The organism is endosymbiont of Galathealinum brachiosum (assembly GCA_003349885.1).
Taxonomy (GTDB): Bacteria; Pseudomonadota; Gammaproteobacteria; order SZUA-229; family SZUA-229; genus SZUA-229.
In genome coordinates, this window is record QFXC01000013.1 from 57,295 (window position 1) to 80,839 (window position 23,545).

Annotated in this window: 27 protein-coding genes, 1 tRNA gene and 1 pseudogene; 10 read left to right on the forward strand and 19 right to left on the reverse strand. The window is 38.8% G+C overall.

Annotated features, from left to right (window positions below):
• Window positions 1-16: 16 nt before the first annotated feature.
• Window positions 17-508 (reverse strand): hypothetical protein, encoded by a 492-nt coding sequence (locus DIZ80_13085; GenBank protein ID RDH81050.1) that lies wholly within the window; start codon window positions 506-508, stop codon window positions 17-19.
• Window positions 509-604: 96 nt separating this feature from the next.
• Window positions 605-3,850: a ribonuclease R gene (gene rnr / locus DIZ80_13090; GenBank protein RDH81051.1), complete on the reverse strand. Its 3,246-nt coding sequence runs from the start codon at window positions 3,848-3,850 to the stop codon at window positions 605-607.
• Between the two features lie 155 nt (window positions 3,851-4,005).
• Between rnr and DIZ80_13095 the strand changes: the two genes are divergently transcribed.
• Window positions 4,006-4,092, forward strand: a tRNA-Leu gene (locus DIZ80_13095).
• Window positions 4,093-4,189: 97 nt separating this feature from the next.
• Window positions 4,190-4,435 (forward strand): hypothetical protein, encoded by a 246-nt coding sequence (locus DIZ80_13100; GenBank protein ID RDH81052.1) that lies wholly within the window; start codon window positions 4,190-4,192, stop codon window positions 4,433-4,435.
• Window positions 4,436-4,743: 308 nt separating this feature from the next.
• Here the strand turns inward: DIZ80_13100 and DIZ80_13105 are convergent, their stop codons facing one another.
• The 4 genes from DIZ80_13105 to DIZ80_13120 form a co-directional block, all read right to left on the reverse strand.
• Window positions 4,744-5,172: a hypothetical protein gene (locus DIZ80_13105; GenBank protein ID RDH81053.1), complete on the reverse strand. Its 429-nt coding sequence runs from the start codon at window positions 5,170-5,172 to the stop codon at window positions 4,744-4,746.
• Between the two features lie 154 nt (window positions 5,173-5,326).
• On the reverse strand, window positions 5,327-5,824 hold the full coding sequence (locus DIZ80_13110; GenBank protein RDH81054.1) for a hypothetical protein: 498 nt from the start codon (window positions 5,822-5,824) through the stop codon (window positions 5,327-5,329).
• Window positions 5,825-6,034: 210 nt separating this feature from the next.
• Complete coding sequence (locus DIZ80_13115) at window positions 6,035-6,355, reverse strand: hypothetical protein (protein ID RDH81055.1); 321 nt, start codon at window positions 6,353-6,355, stop codon at window positions 6,035-6,037.
• A 92-nt stretch (window positions 6,356-6,447) separates the two neighbouring features.
• Window positions 6,448-6,807 carry a hypothetical protein gene (locus tag DIZ80_13120; protein RDH81056.1) on the reverse strand — a complete coding sequence of 120 codons (360 nt, stop codon included), beginning with the start codon at window positions 6,805-6,807 and terminating at the stop codon, window positions 6,448-6,450.
• An 801-nt stretch (window positions 6,808-7,608) separates the two neighbouring features.
• Between DIZ80_13120 and DIZ80_13125 the strand changes: the two genes are divergently transcribed.
• Both DIZ80_13125 and DIZ80_13130 read left to right on the forward strand, forming a co-directional pair.
• Window positions 7,609-7,794, forward strand: a complete 186-nt coding sequence (locus tag DIZ80_13125; protein RDH81057.1) for a hypothetical protein — start codon at window positions 7,609-7,611, stop codon at window positions 7,792-7,794.
• A 96-nt stretch (window positions 7,795-7,890) separates the two neighbouring features.
• Window positions 7,891-8,604 carry a hypothetical protein gene (locus tag DIZ80_13130; GenBank protein RDH81058.1) on the forward strand — a complete coding sequence of 238 codons (714 nt, stop codon included), beginning with the start codon at window positions 7,891-7,893 and terminating at the stop codon, window positions 8,602-8,604.
• 310 nt (window positions 8,605-8,914) lie between these two features.
• Here the strand turns inward: DIZ80_13130 and DIZ80_13135 are convergent, their stop codons facing one another.
• The 5 genes from DIZ80_13135 to DIZ80_13155 form a co-directional block, all read right to left on the reverse strand.
• Window positions 8,915-9,217 (reverse strand): hypothetical protein, encoded by a 303-nt coding sequence (locus DIZ80_13135; GenBank protein RDH81059.1) that lies wholly within the window; start codon window positions 9,215-9,217, stop codon window positions 8,915-8,917.
• Window positions 9,218-9,336: 119 nt separating this feature from the next.
• Window positions 9,337-9,876 carry a hypothetical protein gene (locus DIZ80_13140; GenBank protein ID RDH81060.1) on the reverse strand — a complete coding sequence of 180 codons (540 nt, stop codon included), beginning with the start codon at window positions 9,874-9,876 and terminating at the stop codon, window positions 9,337-9,339.
• A gap of 26 nt (window positions 9,877-9,902) precedes the next feature.
• Entirely contained in the window at window positions 9,903-11,015 is a 1,113-nt protein-coding gene (locus DIZ80_13145; protein RDH81061.1) for a sulfur reduction protein DsrS, read from the reverse strand.
• Window positions 11,016-11,068: 53 nt separating this feature from the next.
• Window positions 11,069-12,370, reverse strand: a complete 1,302-nt coding sequence (locus DIZ80_13150) for a hypothetical protein (protein ID RDH81680.1) — start codon at window positions 12,368-12,370, stop codon at window positions 11,069-11,071.
• 149 nt (window positions 12,371-12,519) lie between these two features.
• Window positions 12,520-13,560, reverse strand: coding sequence for an ATPase (locus tag DIZ80_13155; protein ID RDH81062.1), 1,041 nt, complete (start codon window positions 13,558-13,560; stop codon window positions 12,520-12,522).
• Between the two features lie 872 nt (window positions 13,561-14,432).
• On the opposite strand from DIZ80_13155, the pseudogene DIZ80_13160 reads away from it, so the two are divergent.
• Window positions 14,433-14,519, forward strand: a pseudogene (locus DIZ80_13160) (hypothetical protein).
• Between the two features lie 90 nt (window positions 14,520-14,609).
• Here DIZ80_13160 and DIZ80_13165 read toward each other — a convergent pair.
• Window positions 14,610-15,041, reverse strand: coding sequence for a sel1 repeat family protein (locus DIZ80_13165; GenBank protein RDH81063.1), 432 nt, complete (start codon window positions 15,039-15,041; stop codon window positions 14,610-14,612).
• Between the two features lie 408 nt (window positions 15,042-15,449).
• On the opposite strand from DIZ80_13165, the gene DIZ80_13170 reads away from it, so the two are divergent.
• Window positions 15,450-15,644 (forward strand): hypothetical protein, encoded by a 195-nt coding sequence (locus tag DIZ80_13170; GenBank protein ID RDH81064.1) that lies wholly within the window; start codon window positions 15,450-15,452, stop codon window positions 15,642-15,644.
• Between the two features lie 268 nt (window positions 15,645-15,912).
• On the opposite strand, the gene DIZ80_13175 is transcribed toward DIZ80_13170, so the two are convergent.
• Window positions 15,913-16,491: a hypothetical protein gene (locus DIZ80_13175; protein ID RDH81065.1), complete on the reverse strand. Its 579-nt coding sequence runs from the start codon at window positions 16,489-16,491 to the stop codon at window positions 15,913-15,915.
• Between the two features lie 87 nt (window positions 16,492-16,578).
• On the opposite strand from DIZ80_13175, the gene DIZ80_13180 reads away from it, so the two are divergent.
• The 3 genes from DIZ80_13180 (at window position 16,579) to DIZ80_13190 (ending at window position 18,799) form a co-directional block, all read left to right on the forward strand.
• A complete protein-coding gene (locus tag DIZ80_13180) occupies window positions 16,579-17,610 on the forward strand; it encodes a hypothetical protein (protein ID RDH81066.1) in 1,032 nt (343 codons plus the stop codon).
• Between the two features lie 135 nt (window positions 17,611-17,745).
• Complete coding sequence (locus DIZ80_13185; protein ID RDH81067.1) at window positions 17,746-18,354, forward strand: 2OG-Fe(II) oxygenase; 609 nt, start codon at window positions 17,746-17,748, stop codon at window positions 18,352-18,354.
• A gap of 13 nt (window positions 18,355-18,367) precedes the next feature.
• A complete protein-coding gene (locus tag DIZ80_13190; protein RDH81068.1) occupies window positions 18,368-18,799 on the forward strand; it encodes a GNAT family N-acetyltransferase in 432 nt (143 codons plus the stop codon).
• Window positions 18,800-19,070: 271 nt separating this feature from the next.
• Here DIZ80_13190 and DIZ80_13195 read toward each other — a convergent pair whose 3' ends face one another.
• A complete protein-coding gene (locus DIZ80_13195) occupies window positions 19,071-19,463 on the reverse strand; it encodes a hypothetical protein (GenBank protein ID RDH81069.1) in 393 nt (130 codons plus the stop codon).
• Window positions 19,464-19,478: 15 nt separating this feature from the next.
• On the opposite strand from DIZ80_13195, the gene DIZ80_13200 reads away from it, so the two are divergent.
• Window positions 19,479-20,153, forward strand: coding sequence for a Fe2+-dependent dioxygenase (locus DIZ80_13200; GenBank protein RDH81070.1), 675 nt, complete (start codon window positions 19,479-19,481; stop codon window positions 20,151-20,153).
• A gap of 269 nt (window positions 20,154-20,422) precedes the next feature.
• On the opposite strand, the gene DIZ80_13205 is transcribed toward DIZ80_13200, so the two are convergent.
• From DIZ80_13205 to DIZ80_13225, 5 genes are all read right to left on the reverse strand, one after another.
• The gene (locus tag DIZ80_13205) at window positions 20,423-20,626 is read right to left on the reverse strand and encodes a hypothetical protein (protein RDH81071.1); all 204 of its coding nucleotides are present in this window, start codon (window positions 20,624-20,626) and stop codon (window positions 20,423-20,425) included.
• 126 nt (window positions 20,627-20,752) lie between these two features.
• Window positions 20,753-21,076 carry a sulfur relay protein DsrC gene (locus DIZ80_13210; protein RDH81072.1) on the reverse strand — a complete coding sequence of 108 codons (324 nt, stop codon included), beginning with the start codon at window positions 21,074-21,076 and terminating at the stop codon, window positions 20,753-20,755.
• Window positions 21,077-21,422: 346 nt separating this feature from the next.
• Window positions 21,423-22,133: a type I-MYXAN CRISPR-associated protein Cas6/Cmx6 gene (cas6, locus tag DIZ80_13215; protein ID RDH81073.1), complete on the reverse strand. Its 711-nt coding sequence runs from the start codon at window positions 22,131-22,133 to the stop codon at window positions 21,423-21,425.
• Window positions 22,134-22,162: 29 nt separating this feature from the next.
• Window positions 22,163-22,354: a sulfur relay protein DsrC gene (locus DIZ80_13220; GenBank protein RDH81074.1), complete on the reverse strand. Its 192-nt coding sequence runs from the start codon at window positions 22,352-22,354 to the stop codon at window positions 22,163-22,165.
• Window positions 22,355-22,438: 84 nt separating this feature from the next.
• On the reverse strand, window positions 22,439-23,344 hold the full coding sequence (locus tag DIZ80_13225) for a taurine catabolism dioxygenase TauD (GenBank protein RDH81075.1): 906 nt from the start codon (window positions 23,342-23,344) through the stop codon (window positions 22,439-22,441).
• Between the last annotated feature and the right edge of the window lie 201 nt (window positions 23,345-23,545).

A 23,545-nucleotide genomic window follows, 5' to 3' on the forward strand; every position in this document is an offset into this window, starting at 1 on the left:
CGGGGCTCATAAGCAATTAATTATTTTCTTTAAGCATTTTAGATTGAGCACGCGAGATACTGGTACTCAGTAATTTATCAAAATAGTCCAGACTATTAATCCCGACAATTCGATCACTTAACTCCTGCCAGTCGGAATTTACAAATAAAATGGTCGGTGTTACATCCACATTATATTTCAGTGCGATGCTATCACCTGATATCAGTTTTCCCTGCTCATCTCTTATGTAGCTAAAATACTCCATATAGATCTGTCTGAATAATATCCTTGAAGCGTAATCACCTGAATCGATCATCGGTAACAGATAGTTTTTACGTATAGCTTCACAGTATTCACAATCTTCAGTTGTAAACAGCAATAATACAGGCAGGCCACTTTCTTCAATCTGTCTTTTAAATTCCCGTAAATCTTTGACTGTTTGTATTTTTGTATCCGCTACAACACTAAAAGAACACAACAATAAAAGCACGTACGCAAACGGCTTTATCTGCGTCAACCCTGAAAACATACACACTACCTACCTACACATACTCATTGTTTATGTCATCAAAACCAAACGGGAAAGAGCCTGAACAAAACTTAAAATCATTCAGGCTCTCAACACCTATTTCTTTTTAGCCTTCTTTTTTACTGCTTTTTTCTTAGGCGTTACTTTCTTAACTACCTTCTTCTTAGGCGCTACCTTCTTAACTGCTTTCTTCTTAGGTGCTACCTTCTTAACCGCTTTCTTCTTAGGTGCTACTTTCTTAACCACCTTCTTCTTAGGTGCTACCTTCTTAACTGCTTTCTTCTTAGGCGTTACTTTCTTAACAACTTTCTTCTTAGGTGCTACCTTCTTAACAGCTTTCTTCTTAGGAGCTACCTTCTTAACAGCTTTCTTCTTAGGAGCTACCTTCTTAACAGCTTTCTTCTTAGGCGTTACCTTCTTAACTGCTTTTTTCTTCGGTGCTACCTTTTTAACTGCTTTCTTCTTCGGTACTACCTTCTTAACTGCTTTCTTCTTCGGTACTACCTTCTTAACTGCTTTCTTCTTCGGTGCTACCTTCTTAACTGTTTTCTTCTTCGGTGCGACCTTCTTAACTGCTTTCTTCTTCGGTACTGCCTTCTTAACGGCTTTCTTCTTAGGTGCTACCTTCTTAACTACTTTCTTCTTCGGTGCTACCTTCTTAACTGCTTTCTTCTTAGCAACAGCCTTTTTAGGTGCAGTTTTCTTAACTGTCTTTTTCTTGGTTACTGCTTTCTTAGGTGCAGCTTTACTAACAGCCTTTTTCTTAGTTGCTGTTTTCTTAGCTGCCGCTTTCTTAGTAGCTGCTTTTTTAGCTACTGGTTTCTTAGACTCTGTTTTTTTAGAAGCTGCCTTCTTTTTAACCGTTTTCTTCTTGGGCTCTTCTTTTTTAGCTACCTTCTTCTTAGCCGCAGGTTTCTTAGTCGCTGCTTTCTTACTTGCTGCTAACTTCTTACCCTCTTTAGGTTTCTTAGAAGATTTTTTCTTATCTTTCTTTTTCTTCTTAGCCGTTTCAATTGAAACAACCGTAGCTGATTTCTTCTGTTCTTCATGGCTCAACAGTTCAAAATCAATCTTGCGCTCATCCATATTCACGCCAGCTACATTAATAGTAACCGAATCACCTAACTGGAAGACTTCACCTGCTCGCTCACCAATCAAACGATGTGTTACTGGTTCGAACTGATAATAATCTTTTGGCAAATTGGTAATATGTACCAGACCTTCAACAAATATTTCATTTAACTCTATAAATATGCCGAATGACGTAACCGAAGTAATCGTACCTTTGAAATCGTTACCAATACGAGCTTGCATGAATTCACATTTCAATGACGATACTGCATCACGAGTTGCTTCATCTGCACGACGCTCATTAGCCGAGCAGTGCTCACCCAGGTGCACCATATCGCTTTCACGATAAAAATAACCTGCCACTTTCTGACCCTGAATAACATGACGAATTGCACGATGCACCAATAAATCAGGATAACGACGAATTGGCGATGTGAAATGAGCATAATGATCTAATGACAGGCCAAAGTGACCTTCATTTTCAGGTGAGTAAACCGCCTGCTGCATAGAGCGTAACAATACCGTTTGAATTAAATGGAAATCATCACGTTCTTTTGCCTGATTAATGATACTGGCATAATCCAGCGCTTTCATTTCACCTTTAAGTTTAATCTTCAAACCCAGGCCTTTAACAAAATCAATTACATCATCAATTTTATCAGTCTTAGGGCCGTTATGAGATCTGAACAAACCAGGTATTTCATGCTTTTGAATAAACTGTGCCGCTGCAATATTGGCCGAAATCATGCACTCTTCAATAATCTTATGTGCTTCATTTCTGGAAGTTGGAACAATTTTTTCAATACGCTGATTTTCATCAAAAACAATGCGTGTCTCAGTTGTTTCAAAATCAATCGAACCACGTTTCTTACGTTGTTTGATTAATACTTTATACAGTGAGTAAAGTGTTTCAAGGTGAGGTAATACATCTTTATACTCTTCACGCAGTGCCTGATCATTATCTTCAAGCATCGCAGAAACCTTATTATATGTAAGGCGTGCATGTGAATACATTACTGCTTCTGAGAAATCACTGCTTATCAGCTTGCCCGCTTTATTAAAGTGCATTTCACACACCATACATAAACGGTCAACTTTAGGATTTAATGAACACAGGCCATTAGAAAGCACTTCTGGTAACATCGGAATAACACGTTCTGGGAAATAAACCGACGTTGCACGGTTATACCCTTCTTCATCTAATGGTGTTCCACGCTGCACATAATGAGATACATCGGCAATCGCAACCAGTAACTTCCAGCCTTTTGCTGTTTCTTCGCAATATACCGCATCATCAAAGTCACGGGCATCTTCACCATCAATAGTAACCAGAGGTAAACCGGTAATATCACGACGGCCTTTTTTATCTTCTTCTGTAACGAAATCCTTAATGCCTTTAATCTGCTCTTTAACTTCATCGGGCCATAAGAAAGGCAGGTTATGTGCATGAATGGCTATATCAATTTCCATACCCGGCGCCATATGATCACCAATAATATCGGTGATTTTGCCTGTTGCTTTATGTCTGAATGTTGGCTGTTGAGTGATTTCAACAATAACGATCTGCCCGTGATTGGCTTCATTAAGCTGATCCTGAGGCACCATAATATCCTGAGTAATGCGTTTATTATCCGCCACAACAAAGCAGATACCCGATTCAATAAATAAACGCCCAACAATACGATCATTGGCACGTTCGATAACATCAATCACTGCACCTTCACGGCGACCACGACGATCAATACCGGAAACCTGAACCACAGCACGATCACCGTGTAATAAAGAGCGCATCTGACGACCGTGTAAAAACAGGTCATCACCACCTTCATCAGGCACAAGGAAACCAAATCCATCAGGATGCGCAATAACACGACCACTGATTAAATCTTCTTCATTTACCGGGATATATCCATCACGACGATTACGTATCAACTGACCATCACGCACCATCGCATTCAAACGACGGCGTAATGCTTCTTTCTGTTCTGGTGAATGCATTTTAAGGGCATTAAGCAAATGATCATGTGACATCGCCCCCTCTTCCTGAACTACCTGAAGAATCAGCTCCCTACTGGCAATAGGGTTTTCATAATTACTGGCTTCGCGCTCACTTTGCGGATCAACAAGCGGCTTATTGCTTTTATTATGATCAGGTTTATTTGAACCTGACTTTGAATGTTTTTTTGAATGTGACTTTTTATGACGCTTTTTGTTTTTCTTGTGATCGCGCTTACCGTCTTTTTTACTATCTTTTTTATTAAAGTTTGCCATTTTTTAGGGTTCTGATTTTTTCGAGGCCCAATTGTACACAAAGCAGCCAAAGAATGCGCCATTTAGATGCACCGTTAATGCTTTTGATTGACAAAAATATGGCTAAACGGTAAAGTTCGCGCCGTCTCGGATCGATCGATCCAACGCACCCACATGCCGAGGTGGCGGAATTGGTAGACGCGCTAGCTTCAGGTGCTAGTGGGCTTCGGCCCGTGGAGGTTCAAATCCTCTTCTCGGCACCAAACACTATACAACTCATTGATTCTATTAAAAACAGTAGCTTACACTCCCCTATTGGGGTACATTTGTGGGGTACATTGTGTTTTTTGAGATGAATAAATGGGCAAGAAAACCAACTTAGAACTGCATGGAAATACGTGGCGAGTCACTGTCAGTATTCCTGTTTCACTGCGTGAAATAATTGGTAAATCCCACTTTAAAGAATCACTAAATACTTCCGATCTTGATGAAGCTGCAAGGTTAAAACACGGGGTAGTTGGTAAGTATAAAAAACTTATTGAAACTTATAAAAAAATAAAGCCACAGAAAACACTTCAACCATTGAATTCTACAATAACTTCTTAAGAGAAGTTGAAGCTGGTTTACACGGCACTACTGAAGCAGAAAAAAAAGAAGCACTAGAGAACGCTTCACTTAGCATCGAAACAGAAGCCCATGAATACTTATCACCAATAGGTGGTGTAGAACTAGATCCTGAGACAGGTCATAGATATGATCTCGATGAAGGCAAGTTAAACGAATATCGACAAGCAAGTAGAGCAATAGGAACAAGAAAAGAAGCACTAACAGTATCTAAGTTATTAGAACGCTACCTAACTGATCAAGACCACCTACAACCCTCAACTCTTAAAGCTGTAAAGAACAATACTGAGTCATTCATATATAGTTTTTAATTCCTTATCAGCCCACTTTAACGGGTCGGTTATAGGAAGACCATCTCTATCCTCTTTTGTCACTTTGTCGTGAGCAGAACCTGATGCTCCTTCAAAAATACGACCAATAGCAAAATCCGTTGTTGGACCTGACAAACGCATTAAAATACCGATTGGTGTATTTTCTGCCTCAGAATCAGGGATTGTTTTATTCTTTATACCATTTATAAACTCTCTGCCAACTTGAAAGCCAACTTCAAATAGTCGCTTTTGTTCATTTCTATTGCCATAAATCCCTGCATATTCTGAACAAACGAATGCAGACCAGATTACATTTCCGAGATTTGGCTGAGTATTAGAAAATACACTCTGACTAAACAACAACAAATAAACTAATGTAATAGATAAATTTATTCTACTTTGTTTCATTCCTTATTCTCACCTTGTATGTTCGTGCAAAAATATTAATGATGAACTACATTTTTCACCTAACGCTGAGTTAAACGGTAAGCCGCTTTTTACTTGTCCGAGCTGTGCGCTTTTTTGCACAGCGATATAAACGTTTTGTTAGCCATTTGTGTTTTTAAGTGAAAAAATGAATAGAAGATCTTTTTACATTATAAAGCATTGGTGGGTACTTGTTTTCCATATGTTCTTCGAAGCCTTTAAAGTCATTAACTGGTAGACTTGCTAGTATAAGGTCTTTATCTTGTAATGACTTATAAAAACGAAGTCCAATACAACCAGCTTTTGGTTTTTTATTTAGTATATGTCGATAAAGCCTATAGCCTACAGCCGCATCTTTACCCCAATATAGTGGTATCAATTCATTATTATTTTCGATTTTAATTCGCTTAATGTTTTTTATTTTAGTTTTAAGACTGTTTTTTGATATGGCTTCATTTTCAAGTTCTACTTGCTCATCTGCAGATAATATAACAGCCACACAATAAACTGAGCCGTACAAAACACCTTCCGCATCTTTATTCTCAGAAATCTTGAATGTCCTACTTGTTGATTTTGGTTTGAAGCCTGATGCCAGTGCTTCATCAGCAAGAAAGCTTAGTAATTTATTGTTCATTATTTTGTCTTTTGGCTAACAGCTGATTAATGGAATTAACTCCTATTATCTCACAGCATCCTCTCACCAATCATACTTCCAAGACTATTGACCTATACAAGCCATTTAGAATTATGACTTGATCGTGATCTGATAAAAAGATACATGGGGGTATTGAATTGTATTAGTTCCGAATTAATCTAGCACTTAACAAACATCATCCCCAGCCCTTCAGTTCACTGAACCTGTAGTAGCGATACAAATACCATAGACTTCTTCGGATGCTTGTTTTGCCGACTTTAGATTTGATGAGCTGTAAGTATGATGGAGATACTGGCGGAGCTCGTTAGGTACTTCAAGTCCGGAGTTTACGAGCTGCGTCATTAATGCTGACAATGAAACACCTGCTTCTTTTTGCTGCCACCCAAAGGCAGCAAAATCTCCTGCACTTTCACACATATTTATAATATTCTCAGTTTCAGATTTGGCATAAGATACTGTCGACGCACTCATCAAAACTCCTATCAATGCCGTTTTAAGAACCCTGTTCATGATTATCTCCCATAGATTATTATTCTTAAATTATTTGATACTTTCTTCAACACTACTACAATTTTACAAAGAATTAAAAAATATAAAGTTACCTATAATGTAGACTCTAAATACTCTACTTTACATAGCATTCCCGCTTGTCGAACACTCATAGGCTTTCTATTTTGCCAACGCTCACTCAGAGCCTCTACTCCAGCCAACAAATCATACACTGCATCTGCACTTATCCTATAATACTTTTCATGAAAAGAATCAACATTATCAATCCACATTTTAACTCTTGATATTGCTGTCTTCTTAGATAATCTATCTCCAGACCTGCTGAGCTCGTCAGCAATTAAGCCAGCTATCTTTTCACAGTTATTACCAACATTTGATGCATCAGCAATGTTTCCTGAGAAGACTAAACCTGACAAGGTCAAACCAAATACAAAAATTAAAATCTTTCCCATGACACGCCTTTACTTCGTATTGATATTATCACCGCTAAAAATATATGGCTTACATTCGTTAGTCAACAAACAATTTAGAATCAAAAGAAAACCCTTAAAAATAATCGGTTATAGCGGTAGGGACAGCTAGTAAAATTTATGGGTGATTTGAAAATCAGGCTATATTGTAACTATTACAGGCTCAATACTATCAATATATGGTTAATGATAAATTTAAAGAATTAGGATTAAAAACGTAGAGAGCACAGGTGCAAGCTCTCTTCTTGGCAACATTTTTACACCACTCTCACACACTAACTATCATATACTTGTTTTCATCACATAACTTAATCAAACGATGAGCACCAAAACCCTTTACTCTGTCCTCAAATACTTATTCCACATGACACAACAACAATTAAAATCGCCACTATCGTAGTTAGACTATTTTTTTATTTGAATACCTTAATTGGTGAGGATTTATTTTTTTATAACATAAAACTTTAATGATTAGCATTATTTTTATTGCTAGGATCTATTATTTTGAGATAGCAGACGGAAACGAAAGCTAAATTACCGCATAAAAAACCATGAGTGGACATATAACGTCCATTTTATAAAATCCAAATCAGTAAATGCAATTAAGTTAATTGATATTCATCATAAGTTAGTAACTGCGTATTTTTTATTAAATATATTATTTTATATCACAAAGATCTCTATGTGTTAGTTGTTACAGACAATAAAAACTCATTACAATAAACTGCTTGTAGTCTTGATGGGTATAGCACCAATCAAGCCCTATTAAACAAAAGGACTCAAATGAAAAAAATAACTATTCTACTGGCAGCCCTAACTCTTATAAGTGGTGTTGGTACGGTAATCGCTACCAACATCATTGCTACAAACCACATACATGACAACAAATCTTCTATATCTCATAGCGGTAGAACCAATGCTGAAGGCTGTCATAACGATTATAAAAATAACTCCTATCACTGTCATTGAAACACATTAGACAAAAAAACAATCACCATCAAGTTTTCATTATTAGATTATGACGTGATCTAACACATAGCCATTAACCTTAATTAAGAGATAAAAATGATATTAAAATTATTAGCGATCAACCTTCTATTTATTTTTCTAGCTGCTTGTGGCGGTGGTGGTGGAGGAACCAGCACTACAACTATTACTGATGACAGTCCTGATGGTATATGGACAGGAACTATCAGTGACAGCGGGGCAACATTTGGACTAACAGCACTTGTTTATGATAATGAAATGTATGGCTTTAGTAACGATGGGGATGCACTCATTCAAGGAAGCTTATTTGTATCAGGAACTACAGTTTCAGGAACTGCTAAATCCTATGCAATATCAACAGGTGAATTTATTACTAACTCTACTATAAGTGGTACGGTGCAGCAGGGTATATCATTCACTGGAAGTACATCTGGGGGCTCTACTTTTAATCTTACTTATGACGATTTTTATGATCGAGCTAAATCATTGCCTGATACATCTGGTATTTGGTCAGTGACAAATGGATTTTATACCGCAACTATTACTGTCCAAAACGATGGGTCTTTTACTGGTTCTGATACAGAAGGCTGCGTATTTTCTGGTAATCTAATTGATCCAGATTCTACAAAAAATATTTTTAATTCACTTATAAATGTTAGCAGCTGTGGCATTTTAAATGGCGCATACGGTGGTCTAGCTAGTCTGGGGGAAATAGTAGTAGCCGATGATGTATTAGTAATCACAGGAACCAATACTAACTTCACCTTTCTCTTTGGTTTCCAAAGACAATAATGCTATTTATAATTGAATAAAACTTATTTATTAAGAAGCCTGCTTAGATCGGGCTTCTTAATGGCATTTAAAAAGCACTAATCGTCAATACCTATCAGGCTGCAATATCGATAGATTTTGTAAATACCCCCCTTCCATAGTTAGTAGTTAATATAATAAATAAATTGGGGTACATCTGTGGGGTACACACATCACAAACAAAACAATAACCTATTGATTTTGTTAGCAATATATTTTAATAGATAGAGTCCTCTTCTCGGCATCATTTTAAATATGTATTATTTATCAGTCTAGACGCAATAAACGGGGATCAGGTTGTTGCTATCTCCTGTGCTTCTATATCTTCAATCTTCTTTAATAATTGCTGGGACTCGGGGTCATTATTTAATAATGATTGAATAACTTTAGTGCTTAATTTTTTATAACAGGCATTTCTTAAATAGATATGTTGCTGATCAGTTTCCTTACCTAATGCTTCACCATGAGCCCAGTCACCATTATTAATCTCATTTAAATATGCCTGAAAATAATTACGATAGGCATCTCGACACTGGGTAGTATCGGCCTGAACTGAATTTGATAGAAATAAAATAGATAGTATTAACAATCTCATGATGATGCCCCTTTATGAGTGAATCTATTATATAAGCCGATATTCCTGCTTACTGAGGCCTGCATCACATCAGCGACAATTAAACGCCGTTAGATGTAAGGAGCGTATTAGAATGTTTTTTACAGAATAACAGCCTGTATCACTTCAAACTCATCAAATGAACCTTCAAGATTTCTTCTAAATAACTGCCTTGACCAGTTTTCTATGCCTTTAAGATGCTGCTCTTTTTTAAGCAATGAAGCGACTACATCCAGTTTTACCGTATTGGGTGTGTAATGTTCCACCAGCTCATGCCAGGCATTTATTTGATTAGCCCGTACCCCGGGCATGGCATACGTTGTGCACTTCACCGATTGAAAACTAAGCTCTGAGAAAAATGCGCGTAGCTTTTTATTCACTTCCTCGCGAGCAAATTTACAGGCAAACCATGAAATGGTTTCTGTTGCATCTAACAGGTCCTGTTCAAGATCTCCCTGCTTTTCCAGAAACTCTAATGCGGGAAAATAACTGAGTTTATGCTTTTTTACTGCGGTAATTACCTGCTCTGTCAAAGCCTCACCAACCACTTCTGCCGATGAAGGAAGATGACGCTCCAGTAGTTCATGAGGAACTTTTATCTGCAGCGTAATATGGATTTTTGTTATGTGTAATGAGGGCATATTATTCTAATAATTATCAGCTAAAGCTAACTTCTTAAAATTTTCGTTTGCTCTTTCATTGGGTCTGTCAGGTGTTTAATGCGTTTTCTCATTACAGAACCAATAGCATCTGTTTGACCAAACACCGGAAAAGTAAGCTCTTCACAATAACCTGAAAGAATCATCATCGCATTCAGGTACAACTCTGCTTCAGGCAGTATTGTTTTAACTTCTGCTAATTGCTCATCACACTGTGAGCATTTTTCCTGTGCTTCATCCTTTATTAAATCAATATCGCGTCGATTTTCAAAACCGGGACAGATATCTTTAAAGTAGTTTTCTATAGTCATAAATAAAGATATAACTACATTTTGATCACTGGGGCGTTTAAGAGAAGCATCAATTGCATTTAAATAATTCTGCCCCGAAGCGGATAAAATTTTAATTAATAATTTTGCCGGTTTATTACCTTTTTCTATTAAATCATTTAGCTTTTCTTTAAAGTTTTCATGATTTATATTTGCAGGCGCATCACCGGGCAGGTCATCAGGCATCGCCTGTAAGAAACCGACAAAATAAGCGCCTTTCATTTTAGCTTTTGCCCATAGGCTCTGCTTCTGCTCATCTGTAATCAGACCAAACTGCAATGATGCCTTTACACTATCAATCATTGCCAGCGCATCTTCTTCAAAGGGTAAATGCTCTATTAGAAACTCGGACAATATCGGCCCCATTTCTCCCTTCACTACCGCTTCTTTTTCCAGCATTCGTCGCGCATTATCAGAGGTTGGCATACACCACCACGCACGGCGAGCCAGCTCATCAGTTAACCCCGGCGCATGCACTACCGCAACTACCGCTTCTTCTTCACCTAAGACTAATAACTGATCAAGGCTGTCATCCTTTGCCTGTCCCATGCGAGTCCAACGCTTTAAATAAACCGGATAACCACCAGGAGAGCCGAGCGAATGAGATGATAATAGAGACTTAACATTACGAATATATTGTTCATCACGGCAATTAGAATTTAACGGCACTTTAGCTTCACCGCGTTCGGTTAATGCATAAACAACCATACGTGATTCATCAACACGTAAGGCCTGTAAACCCTGATGGAGTAATACATTTAATCGAAGACTGTCTTCGGGGGAGAGATCCATATAAAAAATCGTCTTAAGTCGTAAGCCTTAAGTCAAAATACTTAAGACTGGTTTTAATTTAGCTGTACTCGCTGCCCCCAGGGAACAGGTGTTTTACCTTTAACTAACCATACTACCGGAAATGCCGGTTCTTTTTCAGGAAATTCTCCCTGCGCATCGGTAAAATAAACAATTAAATTGGGCGCTTCATCCTGTTCTTCTGCCCATTCAATAACGGGTTTAAAACTGGTGCCACCACCGCCTTTAAATTTTTCAGGTAGTTTAAATTCATCCCAGGGCTCAAATAACCAGGGGCTACCTTCTGCCAGATTTGAGTCACAGGCCAGCAGGGTTATTTGCGCACGCATTTGCGCTTTAATTGAATCAACCTCTGACATGAATTCATTTATTTCATTATTTGAAATTGAACCACTGATATCCAGAGCAATTACAATATTTAATTGCGCACTACGCAAACTAGGATAAACAGCCGGATCACCCCGTCGCGATGAAGGACGCATATATGTGTAATCATCACGAGCCACCATGGTCATATATCGTGATAACAACATGCGCCAGGGCAACCTTGGTTGTAACAGATGATCAACCATGCGAGCCAAGGACCCACCCATTTTACCTGCCTGTATTGCTTGCTGTGCTGCACTTGCCATACGCTGCTGCCATTGCAAACTGAGTGATTCTATTTCCTGTGGCGTTAACGGATCAGGTTCGCCTTCACCCTCTTCAGGTGGACCTTCTTTCTTTTTGCCCTGCCCATCACCTTTATCTGAATTATCTTCTCGTACACCACCGTCCTCTTCACCCTGACCTTTGGAATCATTTTTTTGTTTTTGGTCACGGCCTTCTTTTTGATCGTGCTGATCAGGGCTACCACCCGAATCATCATCCTTATCATTATCAGAATCCGGATTTAGTTCCTGTTCCAGTTCGCGTTCCTGGTCATTGTCATTATCCTGCAACATCGGATAGATTTCTTCCGCGGTCATACCATCGTATTCACGCAAATAATTCGCATCAACAGGCGGTGTCATTCCGTCATTAATGAGCATGGGGTTAATGGCAAAATCACAGGCCATATCCCAACGATGTTGCACACGGTTTTGACGGCGTGCGAAATGAGACAAAGCACAATGCAAAGCTTCATGAGCTAAAACAAATTGCGTTTGTTCAGGGCTTAGAGCATCGATGTAATGTTCGTTGTAATAGAACTTTTTACCATTACTAAACGTAGCATCACACCAGTCATCCTTGGCGCGAACCATAGGCAAACGCAAAACCAGCGCACCCAGAAAAGGTTTCTCCAGGATAAGTTTGGTTCGAGCAGTGGCTAGTTTTTTATCAAGATCTAATGGCATAATTCTAATACTAACTTGTATTCGTAAATTACTGTTCAGATTGCCCATTTTCGACTTCAGGACAAGGCGGAAAAGTGAGCTTACAAATGTAAGTGTCTATTTTTCAACGCAGGCGTGGAGTCACAAATGAGTGAGCTGGGCTGTAATTTTTAGTAAATCATCAATTCCGCAATGTCGTTTGCCCAATCAGCAAACTCAGGCACTGCAAATATCTCTTCACCAATTGCACGATGCAAATCAGACACCATCATCACACCCATCTCTTTCTGGCGGAAACTTTTTGCATACTTTAAAATATTGCCCAGTACTTTTTGTGAATCAGCTTCACCTTTAACACGAATAGCACGACCTACTAATGCAGCCGCTACTGCATATTGCAAATCAATTTCTTTTGGTGAGCTAACTTTTTCACCCGCGACAATCGCATCTAAATCAGGCATCTGATCCAGGCTGTCAATAAATGCATTTAATTCAACACCGGCTGCCGGGCCTACACAGGCCTGTAAGGTACCTAACAATAAATCAGGGTGATCTTCAAATTTATGCAATGCATTATGTGCAAACTCCCACGAACGAGGTGACGGGAATGCAACCGGATTATGTGCCGGATCAAAATCAAATAATAAATCAGGACGGAAACGTAAAAAGCCAATCACTCTTTCATTGATATTATGTTCCCATGCCCATGCCACCCAGTCATCCAGATTCACATCCACTTCATAGTGTGAAAAACGATTCGCTAAAGGTGCTGGCATTGTATAAGTTACACCCCTGTCACCCTGTCGGTTACCCGCAGCAAAAATAGCCCAGCCTTCTGGCACTTCATAGTTGCCGAGTTTTCTATCCAGAATCAACTGATAAGCTGCAGCAGAAACACTCGGTGGTGCAGATGTAATTTCATCGAGAAACAGAATACCTTTTTCTCCATGTCGCTCAGCATTAGGCAACATGGCGGGCACTGCCCATTCTACCGACTCACCTTTTTTAAAAGGTATGCCACGTAAGTCACTGGGTTCCATTTGTGAAAGACGAATATCTATTACCGGTATATTATTTTTCTCAGCAACCTGGGACACCATTTGAGATTTACCCACACCCGGCGGCCCCCATAACATAACAGGGGTATGGTGACCGGTTGCTGTACTAATGAACTCTTTGTTTAAAACTGATAATAATTTAGCGGGACGCATGCTCTTTCCGGTGAATCCTGAGGGTAAAATTGAGTCGGGAATATTAACAGTTTTTAAGTGAATTTAAACCTACAGACACAAGGTCATAGAAAAACACCTGTTTTTTTGCCGCAGAAAAAATCCCTGACAGCAAATCGGATGTCACTTCATAGAAATTACAATACCCTGCCACAGGGCGATTTAAGCCCTTATAATAATATACCGCCTAACAGTTAACCAAAATTCATCACCCGTATGAGTTATGCCTTTTATCTCATTGGCATAGCTTATGCTTGATGATAAATATAATAAAAATTAGAATATACTTATATTTAACAAGGAACTTAAAAATGAAAACCAACTATTGGAAAGCAGGCATTGCGTCTGCAGCATTACTTATCTCTGGAACCTCTCAGGCAGCACTGGTTACCCTTACTTATTCCGGCACTTATGAATCATTTGGTGGCGCTGCAATTGAAACCGTTATTACATTCGATACAAGCGTTTTACCAGAGACGCCTGTTATTGGCTCAGCCAATTTACAGCACATTGATATACTATCTGCTGAATACACAACTGGCGGTGTAACAACTCAAATCAATCTTGCTGGTGCAACATATGGAAATCCCGAATCAACAAGATTTTCTTTTGATTCGGGGTTTTATCAGGGCTCGTCAAATGGCTCAATGTTTTCACTTGATTCAGGCACAAACAATGTAACCTATGCTGGCCAATACAATCCAGGTAGCGGATTTACTGACTTTGCTTTTTCAGGAACTAGCTACGACGTTGATTTAACCAGCTCGGGTATTTTAACTGGCACATATGATTTTGAAGGTTATGCAAACGGTTATTTTATTGCTGAAAGCTTACATGTTGAAGTTAGTGGTGTTTCAGCGGTTCCTGTACCTGCAGCAGTATGGTTATTTGGTTCTGGTTTAATAGGTTTGGCAGGTATAGCGAGAAGACGCAGCATTTAATTACCGCCTTTAAACTGAGCATAAAAAAAGCCCCTGAACGGGGCTTTTTTTATGCTCTGGAAAAATACTAGGGCATGATAATAATGTTTATTAAAAACCAGCTTTTTTATACCATTCCTGTGCAATTTCCTGATTTTTCTCAACACCCTTACCTTCTTCATACATCATGGCAATCGTTGTCATTGAACCCAGCATTTCCTGCTCTGCTGCTTTCTTGAACCAGACTAATGCTTCTGTGAAATCCTGAGCCACACACTCACCTTCCATATACATAAAGCCTAAACCATGTTGCGCAATAGCATCACCTGCTTCTGCTGCTAACTTCATGTATTTAAACGCATTATCATCGTTAGCTACCACACCCAGACCATTCTGATACATAATGGCTACTTTATGTTGTGCATTTGCATCACCTTCATCTGCATATTGCAGTAACAGACGCATTGCCTGCGTAAAATCTCTTGATTCAAATGCCGCATAACCACTGGCCAGGCCAGGATCGATATTAGGTGCGTCAGACATGGGTAAACCTCTTTAACTATTAAAATTCAGTATGCTGGAAGTACAGAGAATAATTCTCATTTCAGCCAGCTATTTTAACAGAATTAATCCTGCTACATAAACTGATTGCTTGTGTGGATTAACTAATAAGTAAGTTGTTTCACTAAAAATACAGCTCAAAATCCCTAATCTGACTGACAATCATCAGATAGACCTTGATTTTTAGCTTTTTAACCTTAAAATTCCCACTCCAAGCAGGGATAGAGGGTATACCCTCCCTATAGGGATATATAGACGGCTTATATGTCTGCTATAATACTGCCCATTACGAAATTGACTACTATTAGTTATTTCAACTTTTTTAATGTCGCTGGTACTAATATCAACGACGTGACTTAAATAAACAAGATCCTTACCCAGGAGTAAGCTATGAACCAAGAATATTACGATACAGTTGTTAAACTGGAAAAAGATGGTATCGATCCAGAGTATATCCAGGGCTGGCAGGGCGGTTATGTATGTAACCCAGAGCGTGAAGAGCAGCGTACTAACGATGCATATGATGCTGGTTTTGAAGACGGTAGCGATCACAACACAGATAACGCTTCTAAATTTAAAGCTTAATTTTAGCTTTTAGTTAGACGTAAAAAAGGCCGGGCCCTGTTATTAGGTAGCCCGGCCTTTTTTTGTGCGTGAAATAAAATTATTAGCTGGTAAATTGCACTGTTCAGCCACATCTTCTCCGCTCTGTCACCTGTTGTGATGCCATCAAAAGTTTTACGGAGCGACTTACTACACTGTCAGCTCCTGATGGTATGGGTTAAGGGGACAGGGCTTAAAAAGCAAGACTTATCCCCGATGGAGATGTGCCATGACAGTGTAAGTTAGTTTCTTACCCCAGCTTCGCTGTACTTCGTCCATCCACCATTTCGTATTTAGATTTCTTCAGATTTTCTATCATCTCCGGCACTTCAATCTCGATAATCTGGTCTGTAATCCATTTATTATCTCTGGCACCCATTTCAGCACTGATAAAATCACCAAAATCACGCTTATATTGAAAACCCGGCATTTCTTTATCATCTATCCATGAACACTCGGCATAAGCATTCAGACGTTTATTCAGTGTATCTATAAAGTCTTTTTTATAATCGACATCTCTACCAAGTAAATCCTCACAGTTTTCCTGAAAGGTTTTTGAGAGTTTAATAGCATATTTAGCAACAAACTCCTGACGCTCCTCAGCACTCATCTGTCCTGCAACTAAACGATCAGTAACAGACACTAAAAATGCCAGTGCTTCACGTATCACATCCAGTCTTTGCTTATGTGTATCAGTCTGAAAATTTTCATTCTCAAGGTTCAATACTAGTGCCGCAGCAATACGCCATGAAATAAAGGCCATGGTATTGGCTTTTTCATCAACAGACACGGTGCGTTCTTTATCGTGCCACTTGGTTCTCATTCTCATGGTGTGTACTCTTAATGCTTACGGAAGATATTAATGATTAAATAGTATACTATTTAAGTCAGGAATTATGCTATCCCTAATAGGTATATGAAAACAATTGCCCAACAAATTCAGCAAAACTGTCATATTTCGGATGCTCAATATGCAGGCAACTACACCCTGTGTATCTACTTACTAAAAATGCGTGAATTTTATCGCTGGGAATCACAATTACCCTTCTCCCAGAAACTTGATAATAATGATATTGGTGACTGGCTCACTCAACGAGAAGGGCTTTGGGATGAAATTGATGAACAACCGCTTACAAACCTGTTAATTGATAATGAAAAATTTAACTGCTTTGAAAGTGACAAAATAAATAAACAACTGGAAAAGCATAAACTGGTTTATAGCGGCGGTTATGGTTTATATGGAAAACCGGTTTTCTTTTTAGGGGAGTTACTACATAAGGAAGCGCATGATGATTACACCCTTTATATTTCCGGTAAAGAACTAGCCAGAGATTTAGCTGCACCGCCTGGCATGGCTCAGGATAAAACAGTTTATATAAGGCGTGAATCATTACGCAGATTTATCTGGGAAAAGTTTGAAGAATCTCACTGGCACAAACAGGAAAACCCCTTATCAAGAGCCCTTGCCTGTTATGATTTCAACAATCAGCCAGAATATGCTTTAGAAAAAATGACTGATAATGAAGTAAATACGGTTTTACAGCATGAAATAGGTGAGATTCAGGCGGGTAAAATTTTAGGTGACCAATGGGAAGAAATGTTAATTAATCTGCCCCACTCTCAGGCAGAAATTATGGCCCGGGCAGTACGTGATAATATTGCTGATATGCTCTCTACCCTGCCAAAATTACTGGATAAAAATGAAGCAGCACAAATACATTTTTATTTTGCCAATATGAGTGCCATGCGTAAAATGATTTTCCCGGGACTACCCGATGCTTATAAAAGCTGGCTTGTAAAAGGTGATTCAAAAGAATTTAAAAACATGTTTTCTGTTGCCAGTAGTCACTGGATCAACATGGCAGAACAGATGCTTGGCATTTACAAACAGCACGGTGATAAAGCCCATACTAAAATAGAAACATTGATTAATAACAATTACCTTTAATCAATAACAGATAAAATCGAATAACTTACCTACCACCCTGAACCTGATGAAGGGTCTGGTGTAATGATTTATTACTAAAGAGCACGAAATCAGAACCTTCGGTTTCGCTCGGAATGACAAAGAAGAAACTTAACTATGTACCACGACTCTACACAAAGAAAACCACTCGTTAACTTTAAAGAAGTTAAAGAAAACAGCTTTATTTTTATCAATGAGAATGCCCTTCCTAAAGATATATGCAGGGAAATGATTCGTCGGTTTGAAAGTGATAAAGAAGCGCAATATCGAGGGCGTATAGGTCAGGATTTTAAAGAAGATCATAATATAAAAAAATCAACTGATTTAGCTATTCATGCACATGAGCACTGGCGCGATATCTCACAGGAATTGATGCGCTCTTTAGGCCAGTCTTTACGTGAATTCTCAGATGCTTTTCCCTTTTTCAAAGGCCCGTTTAAAGACGTTGGTTACAATATGCAGCGTACATCTGAAGGCGAGTATTATAACTGGCACATTGATGGTGGCAGCCATGAATTTGCTGATAGACAGTTAGTCGCATTATGGTACCTGAATGATGTTGAAGGCCCGGGTGGCGCTACGGAATTTATGTTTCAGGATGTTGCAGTACAACCCAAAGAAGGTGCTTTAGTATTATTTCCTACATTCTGGACACATGAACACAGAAACTCACAATTAGAAAAAGGCGTGAAATATGTAGCCACAACCTGGTTATCTTTTGCTTAAATTTTAAGTTCGTATTTTGAAAATAACATCACCAAAAACTGAAGAAGAATTTCGACAATACTATAATTTACGCTGGCGTATTCTACGTAAACCCTGGAACCAGCCTGAAGGAAGCGAACGAGATAAATCAGATACTGATTGTTATCATATTATCGCCATTGATAATAAAATTATTTATGGCGTTGCTCGTTTAGAATTCCCGACAAATACAAGTGCACAACTTCGTTATATGGCTGTAGATGATTCATATCAGGGCCAGGGTATAGGTCGCCATATCGTTACACACATGGAACAGTATGCTAAGAATAACAATATGGATAAACTGTTTTTGAATGCCAGAGAAAATGCCGTGGGTTTTTATGAAAAACTAGGGTATAAAATAACTGACAAAACTTATATTTTATTTGACTCGATTCAGCATTATAAAATGATAAAAAAATTATAAATATATTTTCACGAAGAAAAAATTCACAGTTTAATTTTCTAGTGATAGTACATGCTGTTAAGGAACATATCCCTCGGGGAAAGAGCATCTTTCCCGCTCTGTCCCCTGTTGTGATGCCATCAAGCGTTTTGCGGAGTCGGCTCACTACACTGTCAGTGCATAGTGGTATGGATTAAGGGGACAGGGCGCAGAAAACGCGACCTTTCCCCGAGGGAGATGTGCTTTAACAGGGCACAGATATTAAAAAATAAACCTGATTAAATTATATATTTTACACTTCAATATCTATATCACTTATTTCAAAATCTGAGCTTACTGTTACTCTTTTTAAATCAGGAAACTTACTTAAAATATAAGAAGCCTGTAAATAAAAATCACGAATTTTTTCCTGGTGTATCGCACTTACAACATTATTAGCTGTAAATTGACAGCGCTGCTCTAAATCTGGAGTATCAATCCAGTAACGACCTAACTGTATACCCTTATCAAACTCTGCATCCATATCGTTATGAACATTTTGCAACTCCTGCATAAGTTCATCTTTCACTTCCAGTGTATAAGACTCTTCATCGATGGTAATATTAAAGTTCATAAAGTTAACTCTGCTCAATGTCGAAATTTTATTTGATGCTATTATACCAGAGTAAAACACCTCTAAATACATTAAAAAGAGAAGATTATGCTTGTTATTGTTCCTGAAGTTTTGAATACAGATCAATTAAAAAAAGTGCGGGACCTTTTACAAAACGCTGATTATGTTGATGGAAGATTAAGTGCGGGTAAAACAGCACGTAAAGTTAAAAAAAATCACGAATTAGCTGCAGACTCAAAACTACATGGTCAGTTAAATAATATTGTAATGAATTCACTATATAACCACCCTGTTTATCAGGCGGCTGTATTACCGCATCGATTAGCAACTCCTTTCTATGCACGTTACGAACCGGGTGAAACTTATGGTCAGCATGTGGATGACCCCATTATGGGACCAATGCAGGGGCGTTACCGTACAGATGTTTCTACAACCATTTTTATAAATGATCCTGAAGACTATGAAGGTGGAGAAACAGTTATACAAACCCAGGCAGGTGAACAACGAATCAAATTAGCCGCTGGCAGCGCTGTAACCTATCCTTCTGGTTCACTGCACTATGTAGCTGAAGTAACCAAAGGAACCCGTCTGGTGGCTGTTACATGGGCGCAAAGTTTAATAAGAGAAGCTGAAAAACGTGAATTGCTGTTCAATTTGCATAAAACACGTGAAGCGTTACAGAAAAAATACCCGGATGATGAAGAAGTGGTGAAAGTTGATCATACGTATATTAATTTGATGCGTATGTGGGCTGAGATTTAGTCGTACATTTGGAAATAATTAGCCTGTCATGGAACATCTTTCCCGCTCTATCCCCTGTTGTGATGCCATCAAGAGCTTTACGAAGTCAACTCACTACACTGTCAGTACATAGTGGTATAGGTTAAGGGAACAGGGCGCAGAAAACGCGACCTTTCCCCGATGGAGAAGAGCCTAAACAGTACAACCTACCAAAACATAAATCACTTTATTTTTCCCACAAAAAAGGCCGGAACTAGTCCGGCCTTTTTAATCAACATTAAGATTAGATCTTAACGATGAGAACCTTTATCAGCATGAGCTGCATCAACAAGAGCCTGTGACTTCTCGTTGAAAGATTCACGGTAACCGTCAAGTACTGAACCAGACTCTGGTGTGAAATATTTCTCAGCACTGTAACCGTTCTTGTGCTCATCTTCGATGAATTTCTTCTGCATATCGATCAGTTCTTTGATCATTGCATCTCTATCAGCCATGGTATTACCCTCATGAATTCTTTTGTTTGCGTATTAACCGCATCGTGTGACGGATTATAGACGCATTTATAGTAAAAAGCCTCTACCCCATTAGGAATAGAGACTATATTTTTTGCAAAACAGCTATTAATAGCCGCCTTTACGAGTCGACATTGGGCAACCACCGATTTTCAGGCCTTGCTTAGATGGCATACCAGGAAACATTTCATACATTTCCTTAGACTTAACCTTACGACCCCAGATTTTGCCCATAGCTTTCATAATGCCACGCTCATTTGGCTCATCACCACCAACCACTTCTTCACGAACGTACTTAACTACATCCCAGTGCTCTTGTGTTGGATCGATTTCTTCTTCAGCGAAAAGCTCAGCTGCGATTTCTTCGTTCCAGTCGTTAATGTCAACTAGGTAACCTTTTTCAGTTCTTTCAACAGAATCAAGTGCTGCCATGATATTGCCTCAATTTTAATAAATTCGTTAAATGTGTAAAATTATGGGGTCGTACTTTAAGACAAAATAATGAAAAAGTCGATTATCCCATTAGATATATATCAGGATAAGTTGTGTTAATACCGAAAACAACAAATGGCTATGAACTGTAAGATTTTACACCGTTAAGGCTTATCCATCGGGGAGAGAGCATCTTTCCCGCTCTGCCCCCTGTTTTTAGACCACTAGAAGTTTTCAGAGTCTGTTCATGACACTATCAGCTCTTGGTGGTATCAATAAGGGGGACAGGGCGCAAAAAGCTGCGACCTTTCCCCGATGGTTATGCTCCTAAGCAATAAATCGTTTGTTACGTTCCATCAAAATGCTGCATTTCCGACATATCACCTACTGCTTTTATGCCCTTATGCGCTAAAAACAGACCAAATCCAGCTTTACGCCCCTCTCCAATCCCTTCCACCTGAAGCGTTACTGCATCCTCCGGGTCCAGATCAGCCACCATGATACTCATCGTTTTAACTGGGCCAGCTGTCATGTTGAACGTATGCCCCATACCGCAAAGCGCCTTGGTTAAATTAATACCCATGGCTTTCATTTCTGTCGCCACACGACTCACAAACTCATCTTCAGTTTCTTCATTACCTACAATGACATAGCGACAAAACAAAGTTCCTAATGGCGAAAATGGTTTTACCTGATAATCACCAAAAGTAACATCATGACCATTTAACTGAATCGTTTTACCAATTAATTCATCCATATCCGCATGGCGCACTTTCGGTACACGAATCAACATTTTTGAACGTTTTGAAAGATATATACACGCATCATCACAATCATCTTCTGGACGATTCCAGCCATTACCTGTAGTTGCCCCATGAATCATATGCACACCCGCATGAGGGTCATCATCTATCCAGGGCAGTATTCTCAAAATTTCATCTGAGAGCTGTTGCGCATGATCCAGAGGCACCTGCTTACTAATTAATTTAAACGATAGATCAGCTACCGTATCCGGCACTGAAAAAGGCGCTGCTTTTTTATCTTCTTGCCATAACATAATTTCAAATTCTCTTTAAATACAGTCACTTATCTATTCGGAAATGTAAATGCCATTTCTATCTGATTTTGCCAGTCTTTTGGAGCTTCATTAAATGGGGGTTTAATATCCACATCCAGATGTATTTCACCATCACGTGCTTTTTGCCTTACTATTTCCAGCAAACCCTCGAATGTTTCGAGTTCATGCTCCTGGGTTAATATGTCACTTAAATATATCATTCATGTTTCTCTTAATTTTCATTCCTGCTCTTAAGTCACTGTATTCCTGTCTTCTTACAGATATCCGAAACACATTTTATTGACTTACGATTGACGACTAGCGACTTCATTCACTCTGTCGTAATACCGCGCCCGATACAGCAACCGTTTTTCATCCACCGCCTCAGAATCAATAAATGCAGTGCGATTATGCAGTACATTATTAGCAATTATACCTTCTCCAGCCTGCATTCTATAGGTAATAACATAGGGGTTATTACTGTTCAACAGGCCTTTCATACAATCAACAGCTTCCCCGGTGATACTGTTATCTTTCCATTCAATATTTCGAGTTCGAGCAGAAAAACGCATATGCAGGCTTGAACTTTGCGAATCCATAGTAAAAACAGGACCACTTTGTGCACCCCGTATCTCTTTGCCACTCTCAATGTTAGGAGGGATAGTCAAAGCATCTGACTGCAAAAACGCCTCGATAAACCGGGGATTTTCATCACGAAGCTGAATATAGGCCATTTCGTGATCAAGCATTAAATTCTCACCACCACTTTGAGCGGGTCTGACACAATGAAGTATCATTGCACGTATGGTTTTTGACTCTTTATTATAATAACCATCCGTGTGCCAGGTTAATTTTCTGTCGGTATACGGGATATAAACCGCATGCCTTCCCTTATCCACGACCTGTATAGAGGTAATATTATCTTCATCAGAACACAAATTACCGTCCAAATGCTGTAATCCTAGCAATGACCCAGTTTCATGCACAAAATGCTTGGTTCCAGATTCAGCATTATTCAATCTATAAATAGAATAATTAAACTGACTACATGCTGATTGAATTTTATGTAATTCAGCGGGATCAGGTTTATCACCCTCTATATCCACGATAGATTCATGCCCACCACAACTGTAAGCACGTAACTTGAGCTCACGCCACTTCTGGTAAGCAGATTCATCACTTAAATTGAGCGGGTCAAATATCAACGTAATAAATTCTCATAAATAAAGGTATATATAGTATCTAAACTCATCGCCCCTGGTGCAATACCCACTTCAGGCAGATATAACACTTAATATTAGACATGAGTGATAGATGTGGTCTGCTTGAGGTAAAACAAGTAGGGAATGAACACCAAAAAAAAATTTATAGTTGGATTAACGAAATAACAAATATTGTGCTATATTATTGCA

Bases quoted from the DNA above. Each gene is read 5' to 3' on its own strand.
- DIZ80_13085 (RDH81050.1), bottom strand. From the start codon at position 508: ATGTTTTCAGGGTTGACGCAGATAAAGCCGTTTGCGTACGTGCTTTTA.
- rnr (RDH81051.1), bottom strand. From the start codon at position 3,850: ATGGCAAACTTTAATAAAAAAGATAGTAAAAAAGACGGTAAGCGCGAT.
- DIZ80_13100 (RDH81052.1), top strand. From the start codon at position 4,190: ATGGGCAAGAAAACCAACTTAGAACTGCATGGAAATACGTGGCGAGTC.
- DIZ80_13105 (RDH81053.1), bottom strand. From the start codon at position 5,172: ATGAAACAAAGTAGAATAAATTTATCTATTACATTAGTTTATTTGTTG.
- DIZ80_13110 (RDH81054.1), bottom strand. From the start codon at position 5,824: ATGAACAATAAATTACTAAGCTTTCTTGCTGATGAAGCACTGGCATCA.
- DIZ80_13115 (RDH81055.1), bottom strand. From the start codon at position 6,355: ATGAACAGGGTTCTTAAAACGGCATTGATAGGAGTTTTGATGAGTGCG.
- DIZ80_13120 (RDH81056.1), bottom strand. From the start codon at position 6,807: ATGGGAAAGATTTTAATTTTTGTATTTGGTTTGACCTTGTCAGGTTTA.
- DIZ80_13125 (RDH81057.1), top strand. From the start codon at position 7,609: ATGAAAAAAATAACTATTCTACTGGCAGCCCTAACTCTTATAAGTGGT.
- DIZ80_13130 (RDH81058.1), top strand. From the start codon at position 7,891: ATGATATTAAAATTATTAGCGATCAACCTTCTATTTATTTTTCTAGCT.
- DIZ80_13135 (RDH81059.1), bottom strand. From the start codon at position 9,217: ATGAGATTGTTAATACTATCTATTTTATTTCTATCAAATTCAGTTCAG.
- DIZ80_13140 (RDH81060.1), bottom strand. From the start codon at position 9,876: ATGCCCTCATTACACATAACAAAAATCCATATTACGCTGCAGATAAAA.
- DIZ80_13145 (RDH81061.1), bottom strand. From the start codon at position 11,015: ATGGATCTCTCCCCCGAAGACAGTCTTCGATTAAATGTATTACTCCAT.
- DIZ80_13150 (RDH81680.1), bottom strand. From the start codon at position 12,370: ATGCCATTAGATCTTGATAAAAAACTAGCCACTGCTCGAACCAAACTT.
- DIZ80_13155 (RDH81062.1), bottom strand. From the start codon at position 13,560: ATGCGTCCCGCTAAATTATTATCAGTTTTAAACAAAGAGTTCATTAGT.
- DIZ80_13165 (RDH81063.1), bottom strand. From the start codon at position 15,041: ATGTCTGACGCACCTAATATCGATCCTGGCCTGGCCAGTGGTTATGCG.
- DIZ80_13170 (RDH81064.1), top strand. From the start codon at position 15,450: ATGAACCAAGAATATTACGATACAGTTGTTAAACTGGAAAAAGATGGT.
- DIZ80_13175 (RDH81065.1), bottom strand. From the start codon at position 16,491: ATGAGAATGAGAACCAAGTGGCACGATAAAGAACGCACCGTGTCTGTT.
- DIZ80_13180 (RDH81066.1), top strand. From the start codon at position 16,579: ATGAAAACAATTGCCCAACAAATTCAGCAAAACTGTCATATTTCGGAT.
- DIZ80_13185 (RDH81067.1), top strand. From the start codon at position 17,746: ATGTACCACGACTCTACACAAAGAAAACCACTCGTTAACTTTAAAGAA.
- DIZ80_13195 (RDH81069.1), bottom strand. From the start codon at position 19,463: ATGTATTTAGAGGTGTTTTACTCTGGTATAATAGCATCAAATAAAATT.
- DIZ80_13200 (RDH81070.1), top strand. From the start codon at position 19,479: ATGCTTGTTATTGTTCCTGAAGTTTTGAATACAGATCAATTAAAAAAA.
- DIZ80_13205 (RDH81071.1), bottom strand. From the start codon at position 20,626: ATGGCTGATAGAGATGCAATGATCAAAGAACTGATCGATATGCAGAAG.
- DIZ80_13210 (RDH81072.1), bottom strand. From the start codon at position 21,076: ATGGCAGCACTTGATTCTGTTGAAAGAACTGAAAAAGGTTACCTAGTT.
- cas6 (RDH81073.1), bottom strand. From the start codon at position 22,133: ATGTTATGGCAAGAAGATAAAAAAGCAGCGCCTTTTTCAGTGCCGGAT.
- DIZ80_13220 (RDH81074.1), bottom strand. From the start codon at position 22,354: ATGATATATTTAAGTGACATATTAACCCAGGAGCATGAACTCGAAACA.